The organism is Accumulibacter sp. (genome assembly GCF_016789985.1).
Taxonomy (GTDB): Bacteria; Pseudomonadota; Gammaproteobacteria; order Burkholderiales; family Rhodocyclaceae; genus Accumulibacter.
Map to the genome: position 1 here is coordinate 1 of NZ_JAEUOL010000169.1, position 12,732 is coordinate 12,732.

Annotated in this window: 8 protein-coding genes and 2 pseudogenes; 8 read left to right on the forward strand and 2 right to left on the reverse strand. The window is 67.2% G+C overall.

Annotated features, from left to right (window positions below):
- Positions 1-605: LEPR-XLL domain-containing protein (locus JNK99_RS09910; protein WP_291852149.1), on the reverse strand; the 605-nt coding region annotated here is incomplete at its 3' end.
- Positions 606-911: 306 nt separating this feature from the next.
- Between JNK99_RS09910 and JNK99_RS09915 the strand changes: the two genes are divergently transcribed.
- Both JNK99_RS09915 and JNK99_RS09920 read left to right on the forward strand, forming a co-directional pair.
- Positions 912-1,427 (forward strand): hypothetical protein, encoded by a 516-nt coding sequence (locus JNK99_RS09915; protein ID WP_291852152.1) that lies wholly within the window; start codon positions 912-914, stop codon positions 1,425-1,427.
- A gap of 106 nt (positions 1,428-1,533) precedes the next feature.
- Entirely contained in the window at positions 1,534-2,517 is a 984-nt protein-coding gene (locus JNK99_RS09920) for an MDR family oxidoreductase (RefSeq protein WP_291852155.1), read from the forward strand.
- A gap of 136 nt (positions 2,518-2,653) precedes the next feature.
- On the opposite strand, the pseudogene JNK99_RS09925 reads toward JNK99_RS09920, so the two are convergent.
- A pseudogene (locus JNK99_RS09925) lies at positions 2,654-3,942 on the reverse strand (IS4 family transposase).
- 306 nt (positions 3,943-4,248) lie between these two features.
- On the opposite strand from JNK99_RS09925, the pseudogene JNK99_RS17665 reads away from it, so the two are divergent.
- The 6 genes and pseudogenes from JNK99_RS17665 to JNK99_RS09950 form a co-directional block, all read left to right on the forward strand.
- Positions 4,249-4,440, forward strand: a pseudogene (locus JNK99_RS17665) (helix-turn-helix transcriptional regulator); the annotation flags it as partial.
- Between the two features lie 332 nt (positions 4,441-4,772).
- A complete protein-coding gene (locus JNK99_RS09930; RefSeq protein WP_291852158.1) occupies positions 4,773-6,638 on the forward strand; it encodes an HlyD family efflux transporter periplasmic adaptor subunit in 1,866 nt (621 codons plus the stop codon).
- 20 nt (positions 6,639-6,658) lie between these two features.
- Entirely contained in the window at positions 6,659-8,806 is a 2,148-nt protein-coding gene (locus JNK99_RS09935; protein ID WP_291852161.1) for a PqqD family peptide modification chaperone, read from the forward strand.
- A complete protein-coding gene (locus JNK99_RS09940; protein ID WP_291852165.1) occupies positions 8,799-10,808 on the forward strand; it encodes a preprotein translocase subunit SecA in 2,010 nt (669 codons plus the stop codon). Before JNK99_RS09935 ends, JNK99_RS09940 begins: the two co-directional genes overlap by 8 nt.
- Before the next feature lie 2 nt (positions 10,809-10,810).
- Positions 10,811-11,710 carry an efflux RND transporter periplasmic adaptor subunit gene (locus tag JNK99_RS09945; RefSeq protein ID WP_291852168.1) on the forward strand — a complete coding sequence of 300 codons (900 nt, stop codon included), beginning with the start codon at positions 10,811-10,813 and terminating at the stop codon, positions 11,708-11,710.
- A gap of 166 nt (positions 11,711-11,876) precedes the next feature.
- Complete coding sequence (locus JNK99_RS09950) at positions 11,877-12,620, forward strand: helix-turn-helix transcriptional regulator (RefSeq protein WP_291852171.1); 744 nt, start codon at positions 11,877-11,879, stop codon at positions 12,618-12,620.
- Positions 12,621-12,732: the final 112 nt, after the last annotated feature.

Genomic DNA, 12,732 nt, shown 5'->3' on the forward strand with positions numbered 1-12,732 from the left:
CAGGCGCCGAGTTCGACGCTGTCGCCTTCGACCAGGCCATGCTCGGTGGCGAGCCACAACTGGCCGACCGCCCTGCCGTCGGCGCGGTGACTGACCGCGAACAGGTCGCGCCGGCCGTCGGCGTTGAAGTCGGCGTCGAAAAACGTCTGGCTCGCCTGGACACTGCCCTGCACAGCGCCGACCCCGCCTTCTCCGGCCTGGGCCATCCCGGTTGCCTGTGCGGCAGTCCTGTCCGGCGCGGGTTCGGAGGTGCCGGCGAAGGCTTGTCCGCCGGCGGTGAGCGACCAGGCGAGAGCCTTGCTTTCGCCCGGATTTTCCATCAGCACACGGGTGGTATCGGAGAGCTGCGGCTCGGCGCTGTGGACTTCAGTGGCGACGCCGGCTGTCCCGTCGAGCAGTTCCGGCAGGGCAAGTGGGTCGCCCGAGAGCAGCAGACGCGGTTCAAGTGGCTCCCAGTGCAGGCGGGAGTCGCTGCGGCCGGTGACGGGGCCCGGTGGCTTGCCGGTCAGGTGGCTGAAGGCGTCGCGCAGGGCCGAGAGCAAAGGCGCTGGGCCGGGCCTCCGCGGCAGAGGCGAACGTTCGTCGTGTTTTGCCGACCGGCGCATGGCGATTCTCCCCTTGTATCGCAACGCTCAATGTCAACGGACAAGGCCCACTTCCCCTGCTGTTCATCATTGTCGCAGGGAATCTCCGCGTGTAGCGGCGGCGCCCCGGGCAGTCAGCCCGGCGGGGCGACGCTGGTCGATCGGCTGCTGTGCATACGCTGCCGGCCGGAAGTCTGAAACGATGCCAGCAATGGTGAAACCGGCAGCGCAGCCCCCTGTTTCCTGCTATGCTACCGGCCGCAATTCTCGACAAGATGTTGCGAGATGTCAAGACTTTCCGGCACCTGTTTTTTTGATTGGCGAGCGATGCGCGAAACCCCTCCCGAAGACGAATCATGCAACGACCCAGCGACAGGGCAGGGGGGCAGGCAAGGGCTGCCGTCCTCTGCTGCACTCGCCGATTCGCTGGCGGCGCGCCTGCAGGCGGTCATCGGCAGGGAGTCGGTGTCATCGTTTGCGCGCCGTTGCGGGCTGGCCGAGTCGGTGCTGCGCACCTACCTCAAGGACGGGCGGATGCCACCGCTCGACAAGGCTTCGGCGATTGCCGCGGCGGCCGGGGTGACTGTCGACTGGCTCGCTAGCGGCCGCGGTGCCCACGTCGCGGCCGAAGCGCGGGCGGTCTACACTGTTGCCCCCGCCGGGCTGACCGGCGGCGCGCCACCGACGCTGGATGCCACGGTGCTCGCAACTGTCCTCAAGGCGGTGCTCGCAGCGCCGGGTGCGGGCGTATCGACGGAAGAGCTTGCGGCGCGCGTCGTTGATCTTTACCGGCGGACGATGGTGCGCGTGCCGGCGAGGGGCGAGGCGGCAGACGGCGGCTAGCTTCACCTGCCGGTTCCGGCGCGTTCTGCCGTGCAGGCGCCTGCTTGCTGCGGTATTTGCCGGTGCCGTCCACCATTCATCTTTATTGCAGCCAAGGAGAGTCAGCATGTTCAAGGGAATTCTGATCACCAAAGACGAGGCCGGCTACCAGGCACGGCTCCAGGAAATCGACGATGCCGTCCTGCCGGAAGGTGACGTCAGCGTGCGCGTCGCCTGGTCGACGCTGAACTACAAGGACGGTCTGGCGATTACCGGCAAGGCACCGGTCGTGCGGCGTTTTCCGATGGTACCGGGAATCGATCTTGCCGGCAGTGTGATCGAGAGTTCCAGCTCCGTCTGGAAGCCTGGTGATCAGGTGGTGCTGAACGGCTGGGGTGTTGGCGAGACGCACTGCGGCGGTCTGGCCGAACGCGCGCGTGTGCGCGGCGAGTGGCTGGTGTCCCTGCCGCAGCGGTTCACCCCACGTCAGGCGATGGCGATCGGCACGGCCGGTTACACCGCCATGCTCTGCGTACTGGCGCTGGAACAGCACGGCGTGAAGCCTGAAGACGGCGAAATCCTGGTGACCGGAGCCAACGGCGGTGTCGGCAGCGTGGCGATCGCGTTGCTCGCCACGCTCGGTTATCGCACGGTGGCGTCGACCGGCCGCGTCGCGGAAGCCGAGCATCTGCGGGCGCTCGGCGCGACCGCCGTGATCGACCGCAGCGAACTCTCGACACCGGGCAAGCCGATCGGCAAGGAACGCTGGGCAGGCGTGGTCGATACGGTGGGCAGCCACACCCTGGCCAATGCCTGTGCGACCACCCGCTACCGGGGTGCGGTAGCCGCCTGCGGCCTGGCCGGCGGAATGGATTTTCCGGCGACGGTCGCTCCCTTCATCCTGCGCGGGGTGACGCTCTACGGCATCGACAGCGTGATGGCGCCGCTGGCGGTTCGTCAGGAAGCCTGGCAGCGCCTGGCGCGCGACCTCGATCCGGCCAAGCTGGAAAGCATGACACGCGAGATCGGGCTGGACGAGGCGCTAGCGGTGGCCGGTGAGTTGCTGGCCGGCAAGGTGCGCGGACGGGTGGTGGTCGATGTGAATCGCTAGGCGGGTACTCTCCTGGCCGATGGACCGGGCGCTGAGTCGTCTGCCACCGGCCGATTTCTTGCCCCATGCGGCATCGGTATCTACGCAATCGTGGGCATCGGTTGGCGGCGGGGATGAAGCTATCCTTATACACGACTCACCCCGCAGCGACCTTGCGCATGAACTGGAGGCTGCCCGCACAGTCGATGACGCGCTGCCATCCGGGCCAGATGGTCTTGACGCCAGGCTCTCCGTCGCCTTTGCGTGCGAGGAATCCGCCGAGCCTGGCCACCAGGCGCAGGACCTGTTTGAGGGTGGGGACGTCCGCTGGCGGCTTCTTCTGGGTCAGGAGGCGGGTGGCATGCCCTCCGCCTTGGTGGAAGAATCGATCGGCGGGCAAATCTGGACAGATCCGGCCGAATCGCATCAGCCTGGCAATGCGCCAGTAAACGATCAGGTACAGCGCGCTGGTGCGCTGCAGCCTGTCGATCGTGCCCAGTTGCCGGGTCTCGATCCGGCAGCCGTTCTTGAGAAGGTGGAAGAGGATCTCGATCTCCCAGCGCGCGATACCGGTCAATCAGTTCGGCGACCTTTTCGAACGTCTCGGCGGTGCGCTTGGTCAGAAAACGCCACTCGACCGGGTTGCTGCCGGCCGGCGGATCGATTTCCCTGCCGCCACACAGGTGGCCCGGATCGTCTGCTTCTTGCCATAAGCAAGATCCACTACCCGCGCCCAAAGCTGCTGGCGGACCCCCGCGCCTTCTGACCATTCCTCGCGGGCAGAGTGAAGGTGATGCCCCCGAGCGCTTCACCGGACGTCACCGTCTGCCACAGTTTCGGCCTGCGGGCAGTGCCCGATCGTGCCGGGCACGCAGCAACCAATCGGCCGGGTGGCCCAATTTAGCGGGGCGAGCCAGCGGCTCGATCAGGTCGGACGCGCGGCCGGCCACTTAGACCAGCCGGGCGTCCGGCACCTCCGTGGCCAGTTCGGCCACCCGCTCATCGCCCTCGATCCCGCGCGTGCGCTCCTTGATTCCCGGATGCTGAGCGTTGGCATCCTTCGGCTGACGCGCCCACCTCCCCGCATCCAGAACGCCCAAGGGCTCGCGATCCGCGCTGACTGCGTAGGTCGAATGCCCGTACCAGCCCCGTTGAGTCTCGTAGCTCGGGACCCAAGCCGGTCATGCCCTGCCCGTTGAAGTCCAGTTCGATGGTGTCCTGCGGCATCAGCACGACTTTAGGGCGGGCCATCCGCATCTTCGAGCACGACCAGTGAGGGGCCAGAAGGTCGTCCCAGGTGATGGCATCATTGTCGAAGAAGCGGTACGCCGCGAGGGGCTCCGACCAGCCCGCACACGTTCCGGAGAGACCAGTCGTCGGCCTCGAAGAGAGCGTGCCCAACAACGCCATCGCTTGCTTGTCCCGTCGCCGGTTACCCGGATCGATTCCCTGCAGCTCCTCCACAGCCCAGTTCATGATACCGCCTGACCACGAAAGTTGGCAAGCTTATAGCGGGATCCTAAGTGTATAAGGGTATGCTCTATATGCACCGCGACCCGGCTGCGTTGGCTCCCAAGCAGGCGGTTCGCCTGTCGGATCTGTCCGACTTCTGTCACGTGGGCCGCAGTGACTTTGCCGACTTCATGCCGCGGTGCCGTATCGACACGCGCTGGCGGTGGCCCGGCGACGCACAAGACTGAGGACTGGGAGGCCGTCAAGCGATCGGGAGCCAGGCTGACCATCGTCAGTCTGGTGCCTTTTCGGCAGCGCGGCCATATCCGCAACCACCTCGGCTACTATGGCTTGTCGCCGCGCGAACTGGAGATCACTGCGCAAAGCCTGTCGAGTGGGCTGACCAACACCCAACTTGAACGTCGGTTGTGTATCAGCGAGGAGACCGTGAAGACCCACCTGCACGAAGCCTTTCGCAAGATCGGAGTGGGCAGCCGACCGGAGTGGTTGGTGAGCGTGCTCGGTCTCGACGACGACCGTGCCCCAGCGCCACAGCGTGACGGGTTTTACTGGCCAGTTGGCCTGGGCCGGCCTCGCCCAGGAGACGGATGCCGGAGATATCGACGGCGGCGTACGGCGGCTTCCATCGCCTATCGAGGGTTCGAATGCGGTGCGGCCGCCGCAAGGCGCTTGAAGAGTTTCGCTTTTTTGCTACCATCCGGTGTCGATTGCCTCGAGCATGGCCGGATGTCGGCGGGCCGTGTTCGGCACGGCTGTTCCCACCCTTCGTGTCGTCGCGACCCTCCTGCTTGGGAAGTACTGTCTTGCCGTCGAGCCCGGATCATCCAGGATCATTCAGCGCCGATCGACGCTCCGCATCGGGCGGCGGCACTGGTGGGGCAAGCGCCGGGGCTGGCGACGCCTGGAGCAGCTTTGCCGCGGCCCGGACGGCGGCCGATTTCTGTTCTGCCTGGTTGTCGCTGCAGTGTCTGCAGGTGCCCGAGGTGCGCGCCGCGCTGCTGCTGCTCGAACAAGGCGGTGGCACCTTCGTTCCCGCCGCCGTCTGGCCTTCCGCGCAGAGCGACGTCACCTACCTCGCGCCGGCTGCCGAGCAGTGCCTCGGCGAGCGGCAGGGCAAGGTGCTGCGCGGTCTGCCGGGCGCTCTGGTGATCGTCGCCTATCCGGTCGAACTCGACGGCCAGTTGCACGGTGCCGCCGTGCTGGACGTCGTCGAGCGGGCCGACGACGCGCTGCAGGGCGTGCTCCGCCAGTTGCACTGGGGCATCGGCTGGCTCGAGACCCTGTTCCTGCGCCGCCAGAACCTGGCGGATGCCGAAATCCTGCAGCGCGCTCGTATCGCGCTCGACGTCCTGGCCGTTGCCGGCGAACAGGGGCGCCTGCCCGCCATGGCCATGGCGGTGGTGAACGATCTCGCCAGCCGCTTCGCCTGCGAGCGTGTCGCGCTCGGCGTAGACCGCGGCGGGCGGGTGCGTCTGCTGGCCCTCTCGCACTCGGCCTTCTTCGAGCCGAAGAGCCAGTTCGTCGCGGCGCTCGAGAGCGCCATGGACGAGGCGCTCGATCAGCGGCGCAGCGTCGCCTATCCACCGCTCGCTGAAGCCGACGACGGTATCGCCATCGCGCATCGCGACTTCGCCGCGCCGCGCGCCGTGTGCTCGGTCGTGTTGGCCAGTCGCGGCATCGGAGTGGGCGTGCTCAGCTTCGAGCGCGGCACGCCCTTCACCAGCGACGACCGGCGTGCCTTCGAAGCGGTCGGCAGCCTGCTCGCACCGCTGCTGCACAGCCGGATCGAGCTGCACCGCTGGTTCGCCGGTCGCCTGGTCGACAAGCTGCGGCGCATCTGGCAGCATCTCGGAGACCGTCGGCGGCCCGGCCTGCGCGTCGCCGTGGCATTCGCTGTCGTGCTGCTGCTCGGCGTGCTCTTCCTGGACGGCGACTACCGGATCAGCGCGCGGGCCGTCGTCGAGGGCGAAGTGCAACGCGCCGCTGTCGCGCCCTTTGCCGGCTTCCTGCGTGAAGCACCGGTGCGCGCCGGCTTCGTCGTCCGCCAGGGACAGATGCTCGCCACGCTCGACGAGCGCGATCTGCTGGTCGAGCGGCAGCGCGCGCTGGCCGAACGCGAACAACATGGCGCGCGCTACCGCGACGCACTGGCCAAACATGAGCGGGCCAGCGCCAACGTCTCGCTTGCCCAGATGCAGCAGGCCGAATCGCAGCTCGCGCTGGTCGAGGACAAGCTCTTCCGTGCCCGGATCGTTGCCCCGTTCGACGGTATCGTCGTCTCCGGTGATCTCAGCCAGTTGCTCGGCTCGCCGGTCGAACAGGGCAAACTGCTCTTCGAGATCGCGCCGCTCGACGCTTACCGCGTCATCCTCAAGGTCGAGGACCGCGACATCCGTGATGTGCGCGCTGGCCAGACCGGCAAGCTGGTGCTCAGCGGGCTGGCCGGCGAAGCGCTCGACTTCGAAGTGCGCAACATCTCGATGGCCGAGGCCGAAGACGGCCGCAACGTCTTTCGCGTCGAAGCGCAACTCGCCCGCAACGATCTCAAGCTGCGTCCCGGCATGGAAGGGGTCGGCAAGATCAACGCCGGCGCGCAGAGCCACGCCTGGATCTGGACGCACCGCCTGACCGACTGGCTGCGTCTGCAAGCCTGGACCTGGCTACCCTAGCCCGCAGCACCACCGGCGACATGGCCGCCCCCTTCCTCAGCGCTTCCTGGTACCGTATCGCGGAACTGCGGCCGGTATTGCGCGCTCATGCCCGCATCCAGCGTCAGCGCTTCCGCGGCCAGGCCTGGTACGTACTGCACGACCCCGCCTCGGGCAAGCTGCATCGCTTCAGCCCTTCGGCCTATCGGGTGATCCAGTTGATGGACGGCCGGCGGACGATCAACCAGATCTGGGGCGAGGTGGCAGCGCAGGCCGGCAGCGCGGCGCCGAGCCAGGACGACGTCCTCCGCCTGCTCGCCCAACTGCACGCCGGCGATCTGCTGCAGGCCGATCTGCCGCCCGATGTCGACGAACTGGCCGAGCGTGGCGGCAAGCAGAAGCGCCACAAGCTGCTGCAGAGATTGATCAACCCGATGTCGATCCGCGTCCCCCTGTGGGACCCCGATGTCTTCCTCAAACGCAGCTTTCCGCTCGTCCGTCCACTGTGCGGGCCGCTCGGCCTCTGCCTCTGGCTGCTCGTCGTCGGGCCGGCGATCGTCCTCGCCGGCGTGCACTGGCAGGAACTGACCGTCAATCTCAGCGATCAGGTGCTTGCCACCCGCAACCTGCTACTGCTCTGGCTGATCTACCCGCTGATCAAGGCCCTGCATGAACTCGGTCACGGCTACGCGGTCCGTTCGGGTGACGGAGAAGTCCATGAGATGGGGATCATGCTGCTCGTCCTGGCGCCGATTCCGTATGTCGATGCCAGCGCCGCCGGCGCCTTTCGCAGCAAGTGGCGGCGCGCCGCGGTCGGTGCTGCCGGCATGCTGGTCGAACTCTTCCTCGCCGGTCTCGCCATGCTGTTCTGGGTGTCGGTCGAACCCGGGCTGCTGCGCTCGATCACCTTCAACGTGCTGCTCGTCGCCGGCGCCTCGACCCTGCTGTTCAACGGCAACCCGCTGCTGCGTTACGATGGCTACTACATACTCTCGGACCTGATCGAGATTCCCAATCTCGGCAATCGCTCGAACCAGTACTGGCAGTGGCTCGCCAAACGCCATCTGTTCGGCGTGACGACGGTCGAGCGACCGCCGGCGAGCCCCGGCGAGCGCCGCTGGTTCGTCTTCTACGGCGCTGCGTCGTTCCTCTACCGAACCTGGGTGATGATCGCCATCACCCTGTTCATCGCCGGCGAGTTCTTCGTCATCGGCGTCGTGCTGGCGATCTGGGCGGCGATCACCCTGTTCGTGCTGCCGGTCGGCAAGGGTCTGTCCTATGTGCTGTCGAGCCCCGAACTGCAGCGCACGCGCACACGGGCGCGACTGCTCACCTTCGGCGGGCTGGCCCTGCTCCTGCTTGGCGTGTTCTGCGTGCCGCTGCCGCTGCGCACGCATGCCGAGGGCGTGGTGTGGGTACCCGAAAACGCCGAGGTGCGCGCTGCTGCCGACGGCTTCGTCGAGCACCTGTTCGTTCGGCCGGACGCGCCGGTCGGTGCGGGTGAACTCTTGCTGACCACCGAGGAGCCCGGTCTGATCGCCGAGCTCGAACAGAGCCAGGCCCGGGTACGCCAGTTCGCGGTGCAGTACGCCTCCCTGATGTTCGACGATCGCACGCAGGCGGTGGCGATTCGCCAGGACCTGGAGCGTGAGCAGGTGGTGCTGACGCGCGCCGAGGAAAAACTCGATTCGCTGCTTGTGCTTGCTGCACTGCCCGGCCAGATCAAACTGGTGCGCGCCGAGGACCTGCCGGGGCGCTACGTGCACAAGGGAGAGTTGCTGGGCCATATCGTCGCCGGGCCGCCGCGCCTGCTGCGCGTGGTGGTCGGCCAGGACGACATCGCGCTGGTGCGCGAACAGCGCACGGTGGTCGAGGTGAAGATCGCCGACCGCCTCGAACACACCTATCGGGCGCAGGTTCTGCGTGAAGTGCCCGGCGGGTACGACCAGTTGCCCAGCAAGGCCTTGTCGCTCGATGGCGGTGGCCCGCACGGCACCGATCCGCGCGACCCGAACGGGCTGAAGTCGCTGCAGCGGCTGTTCCAGTTCGACCTCGAACTGCCACCGGAGGTTGGTGCGTTGCAGATCGGCACCCGGGTCTACGTGCGTTTCCACCATCAGGCCGAACCGCTGGCCGAGCAGTGGGGACGCCGTCTGCGCCAGCTCTTCCTGTCGCGCTTCAATGTCTAGGGTGCTGCTCGACGGCTGGCAGGTGCATGAGTTCGCCCCGGGACTCTACCCGGAGCGGCTCGACCTCAAGGATGGCCACGTCGATCGCCTGATCGGCGGGCTGCTTGGCCGCTGGGCGCAACGCGGATCCGGGCTGCGCCTGCTTCGCCTGCGGCAGTTCGCCGAACGCGTCGAGGCCCTGGCCGGCGAACTGCCGGCACTCGCTACACCCGCCCTGAAAGCTCGGGCGAGGAGCCTGCGTGGCGTGCTGGTCGCCGGTGGTCTCGCCGATGCGCCGGCCGCCGAGTGTTTCGCGCTGGTCAGCGAAGTCTGCTCGCGCCTGCTCGGGCTGCGCCATTATCCGGTGCAGATGATGGGCGGCTATGCCCTGTTGCGCGGCGCACTGGCCGAAATGCAGACTGGCGAGGGCAAGACGCTGACTGCGATGTTGCCGGCGGTGACCGTGGCACTGGCCGGCGCACCAGTGCATGTGATCACGGTGAACGCTTACCTGGCGCGCCGCGATGCCGAGGCTCTGGCGCCGGTGTATGAGTTCTTCGGCCTGCACGTCGGCCTGATCGTCCCCGACCAGGACAGGGTGCAGCGTGCTGCCGCTTATGCCTGTGACGTGACCTATTGCGTCAACAAGGATCTGGTTTTCGACTACCTGCGCGACCGGATCGGCCAGCAGCGTTCCCGCAGCGGTAACCGCGCCTTGCTCGACGAATGGCTCGCCGGGCCGTACCATGTCTCCACGCGGCCGCCGTTGCTGCGCGGCCTGTTCTACGCGATCGTCGACGAAGCCGACAGTGTGCTGATCGACGAGGCGCGCACGCCGCTGATCATTTCCAGCGATGTCGATGACGCGCATGGACGCGACCTCTACGAACAGGCTCTGGTGCTCGCCGCCGCCCTCGAACGCCGGGCGCACTACCGGCTGCGGCCGCAGGAGCGCAGCATCGAGTTGACCGATGCCGGTCGCGCCGCCGTGGCCGAGTTTGCCCGGGGACAGCCGGGACTGTGGGCGATTGCACGGGCGCGCGAGGAACTCGTCGAACAGGGCTTGTCGGCGCTGCACCTTTTTCAGCTCGACCGGCATTACCTGATCGCCGACGGCAAGGTCCGGATCGTCGATGAATGCACCGGGCGGGTGATGGCCGACCGGTCGTGGGAGCGCGGCCTGCATCAGATGATCGAGGTCAAGGAAGGGCTCGACCTCTCGAAACGGCGCGACACCATTTCACGCATTACCTATCAGCGTTTCTTCCGTCGTTACCTGTGCCTGGCCGGAATGACCGGTACGGCGACCGAGGTGGCGCCGGAGATGCGCTCGGTCTATGCGCTGGACGTCCTGCGCATTCCGCCGAATCGGCCGCTGATTCGCCGCCACCTCGGACAGCGGGTGTTCCTTGACGGCGAACGACGCTGGGCGGCAGTGGTCGAGCGTGCCGCCGCGCTGCGCGCTGCCGGGCGCGCCGTGTTGATCGGCACGCGCTCGGTCGCCGCTTCCGAGCTGGCCAGCCAGCGGCTGAGCGCGGCCGGGCTGGAGCATGCGGTGCTCAACGCGCGCCAGGATGGCGACGAGGCCAGGATCATCGCGCAGGCCGGACAGCCGGGGCGGATCACCGTGGCGACCGACATGGCGGGGCGGGGCACCGACATCCTGCTGAGTCCCGTGGTACGCGATGCGGGAGGTCTGCATGTCATTCTGTCCGAGTTCCACGACGCTGCGCGTATCGACCGCCAGCTCTTCGGTCGCGCCGGCCGGCAGGGTGATCCGGGATCGTGCGAAGCGATCGTTGCGCTCGATGACGAACTGTTCGTCGCCCATGCCGGGCACTTGCCCGGCTGGCTGCGCGCCTGGAGGGCGGCCGATGGCCTGCTGCCCGACCGGCTGGCGCGCCTGCTCCGGCTGTTCGCGCAAACGGCGGCGGAACGACAGAATTCACGGATTCGGCGACAGACGGTGGAGTTCGACAAGCGGGTCGAACGGTCACTGGCGTTTGCTGGAAGAGGGGAGTAGCTATGGGGCAGTGGAGCCGGAGGTGGGGTCAGGCGGGGCTGGCGTTGCTGTTGGCGGGCAGGGTGTTCGCCGGTGAATTCGACTGCATCATCGAGCCGAGCAAGACGGTCGAGGTGCGCGCCGCGAGCGAGGGCTTGATCGAGAAGATCTGGGTCGACCGTGGCGACATGGTCAAGGCCGGACAGTTGCTGGTAACGCTCGATTCGGGGGTCGAACGGGCAGCCAGCGAAGCAGCGCGCTACCGCTCGACGATGCAGGGTCGCGTCCGCACCGGCGAGAGCCGGGTCGAGTTCTCGACCGTCAAGTACCAACGACGCGAAAAGCTGGCCGGCCAGTCGTTCATCTCGCTGCATGACCGCGACGAGGCGCTGACCGAGAAGCGGCTGGCCGAATCCGAGCTGCTCGAGGCGAAGGACGATCGCCGGCTGGCCGAGATCGAGTACCGCCGGCTGTCCGAACAGTTGCGCCTGCGCACGATCCGCAGTCCGGTCGATGGCGTCGTGGTCGACCGGCTGCTCAACGCCGGCGAACTGGCCGATAACCGTGACCTGCGCAAACCGATCCTCCGCCTGGCCGAGATCGCCACGCTGTTCGTCGAGGTGCTGATGCCGCTTGATGCTTTCGGCAAGCTGGTGCCCGGACAAAGCGTCGAGGTGCTGCCCGAGTCACCGGTCGGCGGGCGCTACGCGGCGACCGTGAAAGTCATTGATCGGGTGCATGATGCCGCCAGCGGGACCTTCGGCGTTCGTCTCGAACTGGCCAATCCCGGCCTCAAGCTGCCGGCGGGGATCAAGTGCAGAGCGAACTTTGCGAACGTTGGCGCCGGGCGTCCGGCACCGCCGTCGGTGGGTGCAACGCGGCTGCGCCGGCCGATGCCGGTGACCCCGGAGAAGCCGATGTAGGCGGCAACGGCTGGCAGGATTTCTCCGTCGCGGTGCACGGGGACTGACGGTGCCGGGCGAATCCGCGCCACAGCGATGACTGGTTCCGATACTCTTGTCCGCTACCGCTCGCCGCCTGTACCCTATGACCCTGATACCCCATGCCGTTTCCAGAAAAGGATGACCCATGACCAGCCCGCCCTCGCCATCGGCCAGACGCAAGGCCGCCAGGAGCAGTACGAAGAAGCCCGACCCCGAGGTGGCGCCGACAGCGTTGCCAGCCGCCGATCCAGGTATCGTGGAGCAGGTCCGGGCGATGGCCGGCCGGTTGCTCGATCTCAGTTCGGCGACCGTGGTGGCCGGCAAGGCGCTTGAAACCGCCGGCCGGGTCAGCCGTGCTCTGCAGGAAGGACATCCGATCGATGCGGCCAGCGAAGTGGTGCGGGCAGTGCTGCCCAGCGTCGGCGAGCCCGCCGCCTGGGCCAGGACCGGCGCTGCGCTGCGCACCATGCGCGAGACAGCCGGGCTGACGATTGCCGAAGTCGGCGCGGCGATCGATCTCAAGGACCCGTCCCTGATCGAGGCGATCGAGAACGGGCGTCTTGCCCTGTCGTTCGAGCTGATCCTGCGTTTGGCGGCGGTCTTCGGGCGTAACGACCCGGTGGGCTTCGTCATGCGACTGACCCGCAGCTCGAACCCCGAACTGTGGAAGAGCCTGGAAGGTCTGGGAGTCGGCAGGCTGGTCCTGCAGACCGTGCGCGAACACCAGTTCGTCAACGTCTATCGCAGCAATGATGATGCGCGTGCGCTCAACGATGAGGAATTTGCCGAGATCCTGAGTTTCACGCAAGCCGCCTTCGAGATGGCGATGGCCTTGCGCAGCCGTTGTCTGGCGCGCAGCGAGGCTAACCCGGCGAGTGGCCAGGCGTGACCGGTCAGCCATCGAACCTGGGGGTACTGGCCAATCAACCGCGCTCGTTTTTGGTCTACCATGTCGGGCGAGGGGTCCCCTTTCGCTTGCGCCAGACCTGCTGGCCGCAAGT